Source organism: Terrabacter terrigena (assembly GCF_042676085.1).
Lineage (GTDB): Bacteria > Actinomycetota > Actinomycetes > Actinomycetales > Dermatophilaceae > Terrabacter > Terrabacter terrigena.
This window is the reverse complement of record NZ_JBHTKH010000003.1, coordinates 246609-262136: the sequence shown is the minus strand read 5'-3', so window position 1 is coordinate 262136 and position 15528 is coordinate 246609. Positions and strand designations below refer to the sequence as shown.

The following is a 15528-nucleotide window of genomic DNA, read 5'->3' as shown; positions in this document are numbered from 1 at the left end:
CGACGGGCTCGTGGGTCCGGCCGACGCTGGTTGCATGAACGGGTGAGCGACAGCACCCGCGAGCCGACCCAGGACCTGTCCGACGACGTCCCCGACGTCCCCGGGCACCGCCTCGACGCGGTGATCGGCGCTGGCGGGTCCGCCGTCGTGTGGTCGGGCGTCGACGCCACCGGGCGCCCGGTGGCGGTCAAGGTGCCGCACCGCGCCCGCGACGGCGCCGACGCCCGGCAGGCACTGGTCGAGCAGCAGGTGCTGACCGCGGTCCAGCACGACCACCTCGTGCGGCTGCGGTCAGTCGTCCCGCTGTCCGACGGGCGAGAGGCGCTGGTCTTCGACCTCGTCCGAGGGGCCGTGCTCCGGGGCATGGTGGCCAGCCGCGGACACCTGCGCCCGGGCGAGGTGGTCACCGTCCTGACGCCGATCTGCGAGGCTGTCGCGCACGTGCACGCGGCAGGTGGCGTGCACACCGACATCTCACCGTCCAACATCACGCTGACGCGCATCGGTCGACCCGTCCTGCTCGATCTGGGCGCCGCCCGGGTGGCAGGTCGCGAGCCCGGCGCGGTGCACGGCACGGCCGGCTTCGTCGCCCCCGAGGTGCTGCTCGGCGACGAGCCCGGGGAGGCGGCCGACGTGTACTCGCTCGGGGCGGTCGCGTGGTTCTGCCTGACGGGCAACGGTGCACCCGACACGATGACCCGGCTCGACCTCGACACCGTCGTGAGCCATGTCGGCCCCGAGATGGCCGAGGTCATCGCGCAGGCCATCGACCCCGATCCGCAGCGCCGCCCGGCAGCGGCCGAGCTGGCGCGACTGTTCTACGACGCCGCGCCGGTCGAAGCCGTGGAGGTCGTGGTCGGCCCCGACCAGGCGTCGGCCCTCACCCACCGGCTTCGCGCCGAAGCCGGGCGCGATGCGCCGGCCGAGCCGGGCACCGCAGGCGCCCGGTGGCGCACGCGCGTCCTCGTGGCTGCCGTGGTGGCGGTGCCGGTGCTCGGTGTCACCGGATGGGCCCTGGCTGCTCGCCAGGCCCCGACCGCAGGCGCCGCAGTGACGGCTGCGACGGCGCGCCCGACGCCTGTTCCGTCGATCTCGGCGACCCCGCCCTCGGCCTCCGACGAGGTGGTCCGCGACGCCACCAGCCCGGCACGTCGGCCCGAGGACCTCCTGCAGGCGCTCAGCGACCGGCGGGCGCGAGCCCTGGTGGGTCTCGACGAGAGCGCTCTGGGCAGCGTCCATGCGAGTGGCTCCCCGAGCGCCGCGAGCGATGCCGCTCTCGTCGCTCGGCTCCGCGAGTCGCGCGTGCGCTGGGAGGGTCTGCGGCTCGAGGTCGCCGAGGCGATCCACGTGTCGGGTGACACGGGCAGGGCGGTGCTGCGCGCCCGCGTGGACTGGACGGCATACGTCGTCGTGTCACGTGACGGCAGGCGCTCCGACCGGCCGGCGGACACCGGGCGCCGCCTCGACTTCGCCCTGACCCGGGGCTCTCAGGGTTGGCGGCTCACGAGCATCACGACTGCACCAGCCAGCTGACGGCGCTCGTCAGGTCGGGGTGCTCGAAGGTGAACCCGCTCGCGAGAGGCGCCGTCGGCTGGACCCGCTGGCTCGCGACCACATAGTCGGCGAACTCGCCGATGACCGCCCGCAACGCCAGGCGTGGCGCGGGAAGGACCGCGGGCCGCGACAGGGCCGCACCGACGGCCGCCGCGATCTCCTTCTGACGGGCGCTGCCCGGAGCCGCACCGTTGAAGGCACCCGCGAGCTCGGGGTGGTCGACGAGGTGGGTCAGCAGGCGGACCTCGTCGACGAGGCTGATCCACGGCCACCACTCGCGGCCCGAGCCCATGGGGCCACCGAGCCCTAGCCGACCGAGGAGCAGCACCGGCTTGAACGCGCCGCCGTCAGGTGCCATCACCAGGCCGGTGCGCAGCCAGGCCACCGGAACGCCGCCGTCGACGGCCGGCTGGGCAGCAGCCTCCCACCGGGCCACGACCCCGGAAAGGAAGTCGCGGCCCGGTGGACTGTCCTCGGTGAGGAGCTCGTCCCCGCGGTCGCCGTAGTAGCCCACGGCGGAGCCGTTGACGAGCCGGATGGCTCGGCCGGTGCGTTCGTGGTGCGCAACGAGGGCGCGGGCGACGGTGCCGGTGGCGTCGGTGCGGGAGCGTTCGATCTCGCGCTTGTGCTCGGCGTCCCAGCGGCGGTCACCGATGCCGACGCCGGCGAGGTTGACGACGGCGTGGACACCGTCGAGGGCGGACTCGTCGAGTCGACCCGCAGCGGGGTCCCACTCGACCTCGCCCGGCGCGGTCGCCGGGCGCCGGACCAGACGCAGCACCTCGTCGCCACGCGCCTCGAGGTGACGACGAAGCGCGCCGCCGATCAGTCCGGACGAACCGGTGACGGCGACGCGCCTCGTCATGTCGTGCTCCTCACGGGGGGGAGGCCTCAGGCCTCGAAGCGCCCCTCTTCCAGCCGCGACTTCATCGTGCCGAGGAAGCGGGCGGCGTCGGCACCGTCGACGATGCGGTGGTCGTAGGACAGCGCGAGGTACATCATCGAGCGGATCGCGATCGTCTCGCCGCCGTCGGCGTCGGTGACGACCACGGGGCGCTTGACGATCGCACCGGTGCCGAGGATCGCGACCTGCGGCTGGTTGATGATCGGCGTGTCGAACAGGGCACCGCGGCTGCCGGTGTTGGTGATGGTGAACGTGCCACCGGCGAGGTCGTCGGGCGTGATCTTGTTGTTGCGCGTGCGCGCCGCCACGTCGGCGATCGCCCGGGCGAGCCCGGCGATGTTGAGGTCGCCGGCGTTCTTGACGACCGGGACGATCAGGCCCTTCTCGGTGTCGACGGCGATCGAGAGGTTCTCGGTGCCGTGGTAGACGATCTCGTCGCCCTCGATGCTGGCGTTCACCATCGGGTGCGCCTTGAGCGCCTCGGTGGCGGCAAGGGCCAGGAAGGGCAGGAAGCTGAGCTTCGTGCCCTCGCGCGCCTCGAAGTCGCCCTTGACCTTGGCGCGCAGGCGGGCGACCTTCGTGAGGTCGACCTCGACGACGGTGGTCAGCTGCGCCGACACCTGGAGCGACTCGACCATGCGCGTGGCGATGACCTTGCGCAGGCGGCTCATCTTCTCGCGGGTGCCGCGCTTGGGTGAGACGGCGGCGGCCGCCGGGGCCGCCGGGGCGCTCGGCGCGGCCGCCGCAGCTGCGGCGCGAGCAGCGTCGGGAGCAGGCGCGGCCGGTGCCTTCGCGGCCTCGGCGGCGTCGAGGACGTCCTGCTTGCGGATGCGTCCACCGACGCCGGTGCCCGTGATGGAGCCGAGGTCGACACCGTGCTGCGAGGCGAGCTTGCGCACGAGGGGCGTGACGTACGCGGCGGCGTCGTCACGGGACGAGGCCGCAGCCGGTGCTGCCGACTCGGGGGACTGCTGCGCGGCGGGGCGCGATGCCTCGGCGGGCAGGCCCGCGGCCTGCTGCTCGCCCGACTGGGCCGCTGCCTGGGCTGGAGCCTGGGCAGCGGGCGACGGAGCGGCGGCCTGCTGCGCGGCTGCCGCGTCGGCCCGGGCCGAGGTGTCCTGCTGGGGTGTCTCCTGCTGGGGTGCCTCCTGCTGGGGGGCCTCCTGCTTCGGGGCCTGCGCTGGCGCGGAGGAGGGGGCCCCGCCGATGACGGCGAGGTCGGCGCCGACCGGGACGGTGTCGTCCTCCTGGACGAGGATCTTGGTCAGGGTGCCGGCGACCGGCGACGGGATCTCGGTGTCGACCTTGTCGGTGGACACCTCGAGCAGAGGCTCGTCGACGGCGACCTCGTCGCCCTCGGCCTTGAGCCACCGCGTGACCGTGCCCTCGGTGACGGACTCGCCGAGAGCCGGCATCGTGACCGTCTGGCCCTCGCCGCTCTCGGACGACGACGCGCCGGCCTGGGGCTGCTCGGCCTGAGCGGCCTCGGGCTCGCTCGTCGCGGCCTGGGGCTCCTGGTCGGTGCTGGGCGCCTCGGGGGCGGGAGCAGCAGGTGCTGCCTCCGGCACGGGGGCAGCCTCGGTCGCTGGCGCCTCGCCCCCGCCGGAAGGAGCGGCACCATCGCCGATGACCGCGAGGTCGGCGCCGACGGGGACGGTGTCGTCCTCCTGCGCCAGGATCTCCTGCAGCGTGCCCGCCACGGGGGACGGGATCTCGGTGTCGACCTTGTCGGTGGACACCTCGAGCAGGGGCTCGTCGACCTCGACCTGGTCGCCGACGCTCTTCAGCCAGCGGGTGACGGTCCCCTCGGTGACTGACTCACCCAGGGCCGGCATGGTCACGCGTTCTGACATGACGTGTTTTCTCCTCTTCCCAGTGTCTGGCTCAAGCGTGTGCGTGCAGGGGCTTCCCCGCCAAGGCCAAGTGTGCCTCGCCGAGGGCCTCGTTCTGTGTGGGGTGCGCGTGGATGAGACCGGCGACGTCCTCGGGGTGCGCTTCCCAGTTCACGATGAGCTGTGCCTCGCCGATCTGCTCGCCCATGCGTGCGCCGATCATGTGGACCCCGACGACGGGGCCGTCGACCTGGCGGACGAGCTTGACGAAGCCCTGCGTGCCGAGGATCTGTGACTTGCCGTTGCCGCCGAGGTTGTACTCGTAGGTCGCGACGTCGCCGTGCTTCTCGCGTGCCTGGGCCTCGGTGAGCCCGACGCTGGCGATCTCGGGGTCGCAGTAGGTGACCCGCGGGATGCCCGGCTCGTCGATCACGGCCGGCGAGAGACCTGCGATCTCCTCGGCGACGAAGATGCCCTGGGCGAAGCCCCGGTGGGCGAGCTGGAGGCCGGGCACGATGTCGCCGACGGCATACACGCCCGCGACGTTGGTGCGCAGCCGCTCGTCGGTGGGCACGAACCCACGGTCGACGGTGACGCCCGCGGCCTCGTAGCCGAGGCCCTCGGTGACCGGTCCGCGACCGACGGCGACGAGCAGCAGGTCGGCCTCGATGGTCTCGCCCGACTCGAGCGAGACGGTGACGACGTCGCCCTGCTGGGTCGCGCCGGCGAAGCGGACTCCGGTCTTGAAGGCGATCTTGCGCTTGCGGAAGGAGCGCTCGAGCTGCTTGCTGATGGCTTCGTCCTCGGCGGCGACCAGGCGGGGCAGGGCCTCGACGATCGTCACCTCGGCGCCGAAGCTCTTGAAGACAGAGGCGAACTCGACGCCGATGACACCGCCGCCGAGCACCACGACCCGAGCCGGAACGTGGTCGATCGTGAGCGCCTGCTCGCTCGTCATGATGCGGCCACCGATCTCGAGGCCGGGCAGCGACTTCGCGTAGCTGCCCGTCGCGAGGACGATGTTGCGGCCCGTGATGCGGCGGTCGCCGACGACGACGGTGCTGGGCCCGTCGAGGACGCCCGCGCCCTCGACGTACTCGATCTTGGCGGCCTTCACGAGCCCCTGCAGACCCTTGTAGAGCCGGCTGACGACGCCGTCCTTGTACGCGTTGACGCCGGACATGTCGACCGACTCGAAGGTGGTCTTGACGCCGAAGGACGCGCCCTCGCGGGCGACGTCGGCGACCTCTGCAGCGTGCAGCAGGGCCTTGGTGGGGATGCACCCCTGGTGGAGGCACGTGCCGCCCAGACGGCCCTTCTCCACGAGGGCCACCGAGAGGCCCAGCTCTGCCGACCGGAGGGCGCAGGCGTAGCCGCCCGACCCCCCACCGAGGATGACGACGTCGTAGTCGCCTGCGGCATCAGCCGACATGTGCATGGGCTCCTTCTGGTGGACCGCCGGTTCCGACCGTCGTGCAGCGGAGTCCGGGGACGTGCGGGTGGGCGTGCACACAGCATCTTGTCATTGATCGACTGGGACGTCACAGGCAGGTCAAGCCGCGCGGCGAGGTCCGCTCGCAGGCACGGTCGGACCACGTACAGTGCCGCCATGGGCTGGTTCTCGCGACGCGGCAGCCGCAAGGGCGAGGGCCGTCAGGCCCGCTCCGACGGTCCGCAGATGGAGATCGACCGCAAGGCGGTCGAGGCGCACCTTCGTGCGTTCGTCGACTCGAAGCGCGGGGTCGAGGCGTACGTCGAGCCGGCCACGAGCGTCACCACGACGACCATCGTGCTCATCGCCTGGGACGGCGAGTGGACACGCCGCGCGGTCGGTTCGCCGAGGGACGGGTTCGACATCAGCCAGAAGTTGGGCGTCCCGGTGTACGACGTCAACAAGACCGGCTATCCGAACCGCATGCGCGAGTGGAGCAAGCGCCGCCGACGGGGCGACGCGTGACCTAAAGGGGTGGACCCGTCCGCCCCGGCCTGACAGGGTGAAAGTCGTTCAGTCCGTGCCGGATCCGGCGCCACAGCACACAGGAGGTCCACGAATGTCGAAGCAGGACGGCTCAGAGAGCGGCCCGAGCGAAGAGATGAAGGCCAAGTTCCGTGCGGCGCTCGACAAGAAGCACGCGCACGGCGGCAAGGACGTCTCGGACGACCACGACCGCTCGAAGGTGCACGGTGCGCACGGGCCCGCCAAGGCCCAGCAGATGTTCCGCCGCAAGTCCGTCGGCTGACCGGCCCCTCCGCTGCAACCGGCGGGAGGCCACCAGGTGTCGCCTCACCCACGTCGAAAGGCCAGAACGCGTCGAGCGTTCTGGCCTTTCGACTGCCCCGACCCTGCCACGAATGGCCTCTCGACGGTGAGTGTGGGGCGGGTGTGGGAGGCGTTGGTCAGGCGTACGACTCGGCCACGCCGACGAGGGTGCGCACGCCGAAGCCGGTGCCGCCCTTGGGCCAGTAGCCGGCGGGGGCCTTGTCGTTGAACGCGGGGCCCGCGATGTCGAGGTGGCTCCACGGGATGCCCTCGCCCACGAACTCCTGCAGGAACAGGCCGGCCGTGAGCATGCCGCCCTCGGCGCCGCCCTTGTGGGCGAGGTCGGCGTTGATCGACTCGAGGCCGGGACGCAGATCGGCCGGCAGCGGCATCGGCCACATGGCCTCGCCGACCGTCTGAGCGGCGTCGAGCACGCGGGTGCGGAACGCGTCGTCGTTGGACATGACGGCCGCCGTGTTGGCCAGCGCGACGACCTGCGCGCCCGTCAGGGTGGCGACGTCGATGATCGCGTCGGGCGCGGTCTCGGACGCCAGGGCGATGCAGTCGCCGAGCACCATGCGCCCCTCGGCGTCGGTGTTGAGCACCTCGACCGTCTTGCCGCCGCGCATCGTCACGACGTCACTCGGGCGCTGGGCCGTCGAGCTCGGCATGTTCTCGGCGAGGCCGAGGTAGCCGGTGACGGCGATCGGCAGACCGAGCTCGGCGATGGCCAGGACGGCCCCGGCCACGGCTGCCGCACCGGCCATGTCGCACTTCATGGTGAGCATGCCGTTGGCGGGCTTGATGCACAGGCCACCCGAGTCGAAGGTGATGCCCTTGCCCACGAAGGCGATCGACGCCTTGGGGCGGCTGGGGGAGTAGCTGAGGACGGCGATGCGCGGCTCGTTCGCCGACCCCTGCCCGACGCCGACCGTGCCACCGAAGCCCCCAGCGCGCAGGGCCTTCATGTCGTAGGACTTCAGCTTCACCTTCGTGCCCTTGATGCGGTCGGTGAGGGAGTCGACGAACGTCTCGGGGTACAGCAGGTTGGGCGGGAGGTTCACGAGGTCGCGGGTGTACGCGACGGCGTCGCCGAGCGCGGCCGCTCGCTTGACCGCCTTACGCGAGGCCGCGTCGGCGGGACCCACGAGCGCGACTGCGGCGACGGCGTCGGTGCTGGTCGTGCCGGCCTTGGAGACGGCGTACGCCCCGAGGGCGGCGCCCTCGGCGACGGCCGAGACCAGGTCGACGGACGTGCCGGGCACGACGACCGCGACCTTCTTCTTCTTGCCCAGGGCGCGGATGGCGGCGCCGAGTCCCTTGCGGACCTCCTCGAGGGCAGCGGGCTGGGACGACAGCGCACCCACGCCGGCGAGGACCACGATCTTGGCCGTCACCTCCGGCACGGCGGCGAGGGTCGTGACCTCGCCCACCTTTCCGGCGAGCTCGAGGTCGGCGATGACCGACTTCAGGTGCGAGACCGTCTTGCGCGGGAGCCCGTGACCGGGGGCCAGAGCGGCGCCGCTCTCGCCCGGCACGATGGCGACGACCAGTGCGTCGCAGGCCGTGTCGGCGGCCGAGCGGTTCGAGATGGTCAGGTTGGCCACGAGGACTCCTTCGTCGGTGTGCTTCAGGGCGCACGATGACGGCGCGCCCACAGGATGAGTCGGCGTGCGGGTTCGCTCGAGGTCGTGCGCACCACGCTGCCGCTGGTGGCGGCGTTCGATGATAACGAGCGGGGGCGGCACACCCGGCGACCGGTAGGTTGGCGCCCATGACGACAGCGACGTCGGGGACGACCTCCCCGCTGACCTCACCCCTCCACGACCGCCACGTCGCCCTCGGCGCCAAGATGGCCGACTTCGGCGGCTGGGACATGCCGATCGAGTACCCCGGCGGCGGCGTCGTGGCCGAGCACACCGCGGTGCGTGAGCGCGTCGGCATCTTCGATGTGAGCCACCTCGGCAAGGCCTCGGTGGTCGGCGCCGGCGCGGCCGACTTCGTCAACTCCTGTCTGACCAACGACGTGCGCCGCATCCAGCCCGGGTCGGCCCAGTACACCCTCTGCTGCGACGAGTCCGGCGGCGTGGTCGACGACCTCATCGTCTACCTCAAGTCCGACGACGACGTGTTCCTCATCCCGAACGCCGCGAACACCGAAGAGGTCGTGCGACGCCTCCAGGCCGCGGCTCCCGAGGGCATCGTCGTGACCAACCTGCACCAGGAGTTCGGCGTCATCGCGGTGCAGGGCACGAAGAGCGACGAGGTGCTCGAGTCACTCGGGCTGCCGACGGGCCACGACTACATGTCGTTCGTCGAGGCGGACTGGCAGGGACGCCCGGTCATCGTGTGCCGCACCGGCTACACCGGCGAGCGCGGCTACGAGCTCGTCCCCCGCTGGGACGACGCGCCCGCGCTCTGGGACGCCCTCGTCGCGGCGATCGAGCCCTTCGAGGGCAAGCCGTGCGGCCTCGGGTCCCGTGACACGCTGCGCACCGAGATGGGCTATCCCCTTCACGGACAAGACCTTTCGCTCGACATCTCCCCGGTGCAGGCCCGTGCCGGTTGGGCCGTCGGCTGGAAGAAGGACACCTTCTGGGGCAAGGCGGCTCTCGAGGCCGAGAAGGCCAACCCCACCCGCCTGATGCGGGGGCTGCTCGTGACGGGGCGCGGCATCCCGCGTGCACACTGCACGGTGTCGCGCGACGGCGACAACGTCGGCGAGGTCACCTCGGGCACCTTCTCGCCCACCCTCAAGCAGGGAATCGCCTTGGCGCTGCTGCACCCCGACGTCGCCGACGGTGACACCGTCGCGATCGACGTGCGCGGCCGTGCGCTCGAGGCGACGGTCGTCAAGCCGCCGTTCGTCCAGGTGCAGGTCCGCGAGGGCTGACGGCCGCCGCAGAGGCCGTATGCCGGGTGGGCGCCGCTGCGCCCACCCGTGGCCTCTCGACATGGGTGAGGCGGCCACTCGTGGCCTCTCGCCGGTTGGGAGGGCGGGGGTGTGTGTGCCGCCCAAGCGGTCAGGCCAGGCGGGTGACGGCCACCGAGGCGGCGACGAGGGCTCCCGCGAGTGAGATCTCGATGGCCGCGCCGATGACGTCGCCGGTCACGCCTCCCAACCGCCGCACCGCGTGCCGACGGACGGCGACCGAGACACCGAGCGCGACGGCCACCACGACTGCGTGAGCCGCCCCGGTGGCATACGGCGACAGCGCGCCCACCCTCCCGACCAGGGCGCCGGCCCCCACGGCGACGACGCCCGCGGCGCCGGTGAGGGCTGTCAGCGCACGACGCGGCACCGTACCGGCGACGCCCTGGCCCAGTCCTTCGGCGCGCGCGGCGGGGATGCCGTGCCGGGCACACACGGCGCATGCGAGGCGGCTGGCCACCAGGGCGGTCACCGCGAGGGACGACCCGACGCCGTTGGCGAAGAGCGTTGTGAGACAAGCGGCGTCGACGAGCAGGGTGAGCACCAGCGTAGCGGCGCCCGCCGGGCCGGTGTCGCCGCGACGCATCACCTCGAGCGAGCGGACCGGGTCGTGACCGGACGTCAGGCCGTCGGCGAGGTCGGCGAGCCCGTCGAGGTGCAGCCCGCGGGAGAGCAGGGCTGTGACGACGAGGGCCAGACCCGCGGCGACGGCGGGCGGCAGCACCGAGGCCGCGGCCAGCAGCGCGAGGCCGACCCAGCCGACGGCCGCGGGCGCAGCCGTGAGGGGAGCGAGCAGCATCGCCCCACCCAGCACCCGCCCGTCGACACCGCGCGGCGGGCCGACGCGGAGGGCGGTGAACGTGCCCAGCGCGAGCCGCCAGGCGTCACGCATCGAGGGTCCTGGGGCGCGGCTGCGTCGGGACCACGGGGGCACTCGAGAGGTCGAGCACGCGACCGGCGACGACGAGGTTCACCTGTGCGGCCACCGAGGCGACGCGGGCGTTCAGGCGTCCGAGCTCGTCCTGGAAGAAGCGCCCGGACGCCGTGGTCGGGACGAGCGACCAGCCGACCTCGTTGGTGACGACGACCACGGACACCGTTGCAGCGCAGAGTGCCTCGACGAGCCGTTCTCCGGCCGCACGGACGAGGTCGGCCGCGACGACGAGATCGTCCCACCCGGCCTCGTCGACGAGCGCCGTGAGCCAGGTGCCGAGGCAGTCGACGAGCACCGGCCCCGTGGCGGCATCGACCACAGCGGCGACGTCCGCGGTCTCGACGGTGCTCCACGAACCGGGCCGGCGGACGCGGTGGTCGGCCACGCGACGGCTCCACTCGGGGTCGTCGGGTGTGGCGCGGCGCCCGGTGGCGACGTAGGTGACCGACCCGGACTGCCAGAGGAGGTCCTCCGCGTGCCGGCTCTTGCCGCTGCGCACGGGCCCGGTGACGAGCGTCGTGGTGGCCGCGCGGCGGGCCGCGCGCCATGCCGGCCCGGCCGTCATCGGGGCCCTCCGGCATCCTGCAGCGGCCTCTCGGACGGGGCCTCGAAGACGACGGGCACCCCGAACGCTGCCCGTCGCGCACCGCGACGGAAGACGCGGAGCAGCGCGGGGCCGGCCAGTAGCCCGAGCAGCGCGTTGAGCACGCCGCGAGGAAGGTCCCAGCCGAGGGAGGTGGTGACGTAGAAGAGTGCGTAGTGGCCGAGGTTGTCGACGAGCGGGGCCCCCGGCACGAAGCCCATCCCCGACGGTGCGCTGGTGCCGAGGAACGGCCAGAACCACAGGTTCATGAAGACCCCGTAGACGAGCCCGGTGACCAGGGCGTACGCCGCCACGACCCAGCGCTCGGCCCGTCCGCCCGGGCGGCCCGGCAGCAGGCCCGCGCCGAGACCGATGCCGCCCGCGCAGATCATCTGGAACGGCAGCCACGGGCCGACGCCTCCGGTCAGCAGGGCGCCGGTCGTGACGGCCAGGGCCCCGGAGACGAAGCCCACCCCGGGGCCGAGCACGCAGCCCGCGACGATGACGATGAAGAACATCGGCTCCAGCCCGGCCGTGCCCGCGCTGAGCAGCCGCAGCGCACCGCCGGCCGCTGCTGCCACGCCGAGCACGGCGATGGTCTTCGCGTCGAGACGCCCCGCCGTGACCTCGGCGAGGCAGACGACGGCGAGGAGGGCGAGCAGCAGCGCGAACAGCCACGGGGCGTCGTTGCCGTGGTCACGTGCGAACTCACCGGTCACGAAGAAGGGCCACGTGAACGCGACGAGCCCGACGACACCCACCACGGCGACGGCCACGACGGCCGGCCAGCGCAGCGGGATGACCCGACGGGAGGTCATGCGATCCGCTCCAGGGCACCCGCGACCTCGGCGACGGTGAGCCAGGTCTGGGGAAGGAGCACCTTGGTGACCTGCGGCGCGAAGGCGGGGGAGGACGAGAGGACCTCGCGGGCGGGGCCGTCGGTGACGACCTCGCCGTCGGCCAGTATGACGACACGGTCGGCGACCTCCGCCGCGAGCTCGACGTCGTGGGTCGCGAGCACGACGGTGGTCCCGCCGGCCGCGAGACCCGTGAGGACCTCACCGAGCCGCTTCTTCGCCCCGTAGTCGAGCCCACGTGTCGGCTCGTCGAGCAGCAGCACCTCCGGGGAGCCGGACAGGATGACCGCGAGGGCGAGCTCGAGGCGCTGCCCCTCGGAAAGGTCGCGCGGGTGCGAGGTGGGGTCGATGCCGCCCGAGATGCGGTCGAGGAGCGCCAGGCAGGTGCCGGACGGGACGCCGAAGTCGGAGTCGGCCGCGGCACACTCGCCCGCCACCGTGTCGGCGTAGAGGAGCAGCTCGGGCTGCTGCGGCACGAGCCCGACCGTGCGCACCCGGTCGCGGGGCGCCGTGGCGTGCGGGTCGGTCGCCGCGGCCCCGAGGCGGACGCGCCCGGCGGTGAGGCGGTGCTGGGCCGCGATCGCGCCGAGCAGCGTCGACTTGCCGGCCCCGTTGCGGCCCATCAGCGTCGTGATCGAGCCGCGCGAGACGGTGACGTCGATGGCGTCGAGGACGGTCCGGCCCCCGCGCGCGACCCGCACCCCGTCGAGCACCACCGAGTCGTCCGGTCCGATGACCCGGAGGTCCGCCGTGGTGACTGGCGTGCTCGCCCCGAGGGCATCGCGCAGCGCGGCCGCCTTGCGGCGGGCGTCACGGATCGACAGGGGCGTGGGGGACCAGCCGACGAGCCGCGAGAGCCCCACGACGGGCGGGAAGATCTGCGAGCGCAGCATCGCCTCGGCGGGCTCGAGCAGCTCGGACACGCGACCGTCGTCGACGAGGAGCACCCGGTCCGCGTGGTGGACCACCCGTTCGAGCCGGTGCTCGGCCAGCACGACCGTGACGCCGAGGTCGTGGACGATGCGGTGCAGGGACGCGAGCACCTCTTCCGCGGCGACGGGATCGAGGGCGGAGGTCGGCTCGTCGAGGACGAGGACCCGCGGACCGGCGGCGAAGAGGGCCGCGATCGCGACACGCTGCTGCTGACCACCGGAGAGTGCCCGCAGCGACCGTCCGCGCAAGGGTGTGAGCCCGAAGAGGTCGAGGGTCTCCTCGACCCGGCGGCGGATCGCCGTCGGGTCCAGCCCCATCGTCTCCATGCCGTACGCGACCTCGTCCTCGACGACGTCGGTGACGAACGTCGAGGTCGGGTTCTGCTCGACGAGGCCGACGACCGTGGCGAGGTCGCGAGGCCGGTGCTCGGCGGTGTCGAGGCCGTCGACGGTGACCCGCCCGGTCAGCCTGCCGCCGCTGAAGTGCGGGACGAGGCCGTTCACAGTGCGCAGCAGCGTCGACTTTCCACTCCCCGTGGGCCCGACGACGAGGACGAGCTCGCCCTCGGGGATCTCGAGCGTGACGTCGTGCAGGCTCGGGGTCGCTGCACCGGCGTACTGGACCGACACGTGGTCGAAGGTGATCACTGCGCGGCCTCCCGCGGTTGCGGCGTGACCCACGCAGGGATGGTGGCCACGAGGACGGCGACGACGGCGAGCAGCGGAAGGTCAGGCAGCTCGGCCTGCTGGGACGGCACGATGCCGTCCCAGCCCTGCACCGAGGCGACGACGAGCACCACCGCGGGGACGGCGCCGGCAGCCACGGTCACGGTCTCGGTCCACGCCCAGCGGTCGCGCCGGTGGCCGGACCGCCCGTCACGCGTGGCCCCGACGAGCAGGCTCGCTCCGGCGAGAGCCACCCCCAGCACGAGCACGGGCAGGCCCAGCAGGCCGCCGGCGGAGGCGTCCAGCAGCCCGTACAGGCCGGCCAGCACCCCGACGAGTCCGGCGAGCGCGAGACCCGTGGCCGTGCGCCTGCTGGTCGCCGACGACCGCACGGCCCGGCCGTAGCCACGCGACTCCATCGACGCGGCCAGGCCGAGTGACCGCTCGAACGCCGTCTCGAGCACCGGCACGGTGAGTCGGGCCATCTCGCGCACTCCGCGGCCGTCGCGGCCGCGGAGGGTGCGGGCGGCCCTGACGTCACGGGCGTCGGTGAGCAGCTGGGGTGCGAAGGTCAGGCCGACCACGACGGCGGTGCCGACGTCGTACAGCGTGGCCGGCAGGTAGCGCAGGAGGCGCCGTGGGCTCGCCAGCGCGTTGGCGGCGCCGAGGCACGCGAGGATCGCGGCGAGCCGTAGGGCGTCGTAGGCGGCATACAGCAGGGCCTCGAGGGTCACCGCGCCCCCCAGCCGCACGTTGGCGGCCCAGTCGGGGAGCGGCAGGCGGGGCAGGGTGACGACCACCGTGTCGCCGGCGATGCCGTTGCCGAGCGCGGCCGTCATGACGAGACGGAACGCGAGGATGACCGCACCGATGACGAGGAACGCCGGCAACGGGTTGGGCGTGGCCGCGTCGCGGCGTTCGCCGACGACGAGCACGCAGACGCCGACGACCAGCAGGAGAACGACCGGGTTCGTCGTGCGTGACGCAGCGGTCGCGAGGCCGAGCCCCCACAGCCACCAGGCTGCGGGGTGCTGGAGCCGAGCCCGCTGCTGCGCCATGCCGGCGTGGCCTCCCGTCCTCAACCGTCCTGGCGGGCGCGCGAGCGCGAGCGCATGACGAGGTAGCCGATGAGCGCGAGCAGCACGATGACGGCGATCACGTATGCCGCCACGTTGCTGCCCGAGCCAGCCGCCGTCGCCGTGCCGGCCGGGGCGCTGGTGTCGCCGGCGGCGGGCGTGGCCGCCGCGGAGGGGGTTGCGGTGGGTGCCGCGATGGTCACGGGCTGGTCGGCGGCCTTGGCCTCCGGAGTGACCTCCTTGACCGGTGCGCCGCACTCCTTGGCCGGGTAGCCGGCGACGCCGCAGACGAGACCCTTCTCGGTGCGCACCTCGCCCGCTGCGGCGAGCACGACGGAGCTCGTCGCGTCCGTGGCGACGACGGCGCAGACCGCCTTGGGCTCGGGGGGCGTCGCGCCGTCCGCGGAGTCAGCAGGGCGGCCGAAGTCGACCACGACGCCGACACGCTTCTTGCCGGCCTCGGCAGGGGTGCTGCCGCAGATCTGGTCGAAGGTCAGCACTGCGCGGGGGAAGCGGGTCGAGGCCTCGTCGGCCACCGCGAAGCGCCAGCCGTCGACGCTGCCGTCCTTCGGGACGGTCTGGTCCGATCCCTTCTGGGCGAACGTCCAGGCGCCGTTGGTGAGCTGGTAGAAGCCCCAGAAACGGAACGCCGCGGCGTGAGCGGGGGCGACGGTCAGGGCGGCCAGGCAGGCTGCCACCAGGGTGACGAGCACGACCCGCAGAGGGGCACGACGGGCAGGGGACACGTTTCCTCCTCGCGGGTCGGACACCGTGTCGGGGTGGTGGCTGCTGCCGGCCCGGCGGGTGACTCCGGTCCGCATTCCACGACAGACTGACAAAGGAGCCGGTGGGACGAGGGTTTTCCGGCTGGTCACCTCGTGCCGCGCGGCGGCGGAGGTGGCATCACGGTTGCGGGTCAGCGCCGGAGTCACACCGGCTTGCCCCGTCGTCCTTCGGTTAGGCGAACCGTGGCACGGTGGCCTGCCGCACGTCAAACA

Annotated in this window: 14 protein-coding genes and 1 riboswitch; of the genes, 4 read left to right on the top strand and 10 right to left on the bottom strand. The window is 73.1% G+C overall.

Features of this window, described 5'->3' with window-relative positions:
* Positions 1-42: 42 nt before the first annotated feature.
* A complete protein-coding gene (locus ACFQ2V_RS07160) occupies positions 43-1533 on the top strand; it encodes a serine/threonine-protein kinase (RefSeq protein ID WP_386051968.1) in 1491 nt (496 codons plus the stop codon).
* On the opposite strand, the gene ACFQ2V_RS07155 is transcribed toward ACFQ2V_RS07160, so the two are convergent.
* From ACFQ2V_RS07155 to lpdA, 3 genes are read right to left on the bottom strand one after another with little or no spacing between them, the layout of a single operon-like run.
* Positions 1511-2419: a TIGR01777 family oxidoreductase gene (locus tag ACFQ2V_RS07155; protein WP_386051967.1), complete on the bottom strand. Its 909-nt coding sequence runs from the start codon at positions 2417-2419 to the stop codon at positions 1511-1513. The two genes, ACFQ2V_RS07160 and ACFQ2V_RS07155, sit on opposite strands and share 23 nt — an antisense overlap.
* A 26-nt stretch (positions 2420-2445) precedes the next feature.
* Positions 2446-4311 (bottom strand): 2-oxoglutarate dehydrogenase, E2 component, dihydrolipoamide succinyltransferase, encoded by a 1866-nt coding sequence (gene sucB / locus ACFQ2V_RS07150; RefSeq protein WP_386051966.1) that lies wholly within the window; start codon positions 4309-4311, stop codon positions 2446-2448.
* Between the two features lie 31 nt (positions 4312-4342).
* A complete protein-coding gene (gene lpdA / locus ACFQ2V_RS07145; RefSeq protein WP_386051965.1) occupies positions 4343-5728 on the bottom strand; it encodes a dihydrolipoyl dehydrogenase in 1386 nt (461 codons plus the stop codon).
* A 171-nt stretch (positions 5729-5899) separates the two neighbouring features.
* On the opposite strand from lpdA, the gene ACFQ2V_RS07140 reads away from it, so the two are divergent.
* A complete protein-coding gene (locus ACFQ2V_RS07140; protein WP_386051964.1) occupies positions 5900-6247 on the top strand; it encodes a hypothetical protein in 348 nt (115 codons plus the stop codon).
* Positions 6248-6341: 94 nt separating this feature from the next.
* Positions 6342-6530: a DUF5302 domain-containing protein gene (locus ACFQ2V_RS07135; protein ID WP_386051963.1), complete on the top strand. Its 189-nt coding sequence runs from the start codon at positions 6342-6344 to the stop codon at positions 6528-6530.
* Positions 6531-6687: 157 nt separating this feature from the next.
* Here ACFQ2V_RS07135 and ACFQ2V_RS07130 read toward each other — a convergent pair whose 3' ends face one another.
* Positions 6688-8157: a leucyl aminopeptidase gene (locus tag ACFQ2V_RS07130; protein ID WP_386051962.1), complete on the bottom strand. Its 1470-nt coding sequence runs from the start codon at positions 8155-8157 to the stop codon at positions 6688-6690.
* A 167-nt stretch (positions 8158-8324) separates the two neighbouring features.
* Between ACFQ2V_RS07130 and gcvT the strand changes: the two genes are divergently transcribed.
* Positions 8325-9443 carry a glycine cleavage system aminomethyltransferase GcvT gene (gcvT, locus tag ACFQ2V_RS07125; protein WP_386051961.1) on the top strand — a complete coding sequence of 373 codons (1119 nt, stop codon included), beginning with the start codon at positions 8325-8327 and terminating at the stop codon, positions 9441-9443.
* A gap of 130 nt (positions 9444-9573) precedes the next feature.
* On the opposite strand, the gene ACFQ2V_RS07120 is transcribed toward gcvT, so the two are convergent.
* The 6 genes from ACFQ2V_RS07120 to ACFQ2V_RS07095 are packed head-to-tail and all read right to left on the bottom strand — an operon-like array spanning position 9574 to position 15276.
* Positions 9574-10374, bottom strand: coding sequence for an adenosylcobinamide-GDP ribazoletransferase (locus ACFQ2V_RS07120; RefSeq protein ID WP_386051960.1), 801 nt, complete (start codon positions 10372-10374; stop codon positions 9574-9576).
* On the bottom strand, positions 10367-10981 hold the full coding sequence (locus tag ACFQ2V_RS07115; protein WP_386051959.1) for a bifunctional adenosylcobinamide kinase/adenosylcobinamide-phosphate guanylyltransferase: 615 nt from the start codon (positions 10979-10981) through the stop codon (positions 10367-10369). Before ACFQ2V_RS07115 ends, ACFQ2V_RS07120 begins: the two co-directional genes overlap by 8 nt.
* Complete coding sequence (locus tag ACFQ2V_RS07110) at positions 10978-11817, bottom strand: ECF transporter S component (protein ID WP_386051958.1); 840 nt, start codon at positions 11815-11817, stop codon at positions 10978-10980. Before ACFQ2V_RS07110 ends, ACFQ2V_RS07115 begins: the two co-directional genes overlap by 4 nt.
* Complete coding sequence (locus tag ACFQ2V_RS07105) at positions 11814-13436, bottom strand: ABC transporter ATP-binding protein (RefSeq protein ID WP_386052052.1); 1623 nt, start codon at positions 13434-13436, stop codon at positions 11814-11816. The genes ACFQ2V_RS07110 and ACFQ2V_RS07105 overlap by 4 nt, the downstream gene beginning before the upstream one ends.
* Entirely contained in the window at positions 13433-14512 is a 1080-nt protein-coding gene (locus ACFQ2V_RS07100; RefSeq protein ID WP_386051957.1) for an energy-coupling factor transporter transmembrane component T, read from the bottom strand. The genes ACFQ2V_RS07105 and ACFQ2V_RS07100 overlap by 4 nt, the downstream gene beginning before the upstream one ends.
* 20 nt (positions 14513-14532) lie before the next feature.
* Positions 14533-15276, bottom strand: a complete 744-nt coding sequence (locus ACFQ2V_RS07095) for an SCO2322 family protein (protein ID WP_386051956.1) — start codon at positions 15274-15276, stop codon at positions 14533-14535.
* A gap of 118 nt (positions 15277-15394) precedes the next feature.
* Positions 15395-15499: riboswitch (cobalamin riboswitch) on the bottom strand.
* Between the last annotated feature and the right edge of the window lie 29 nt (positions 15500-15528).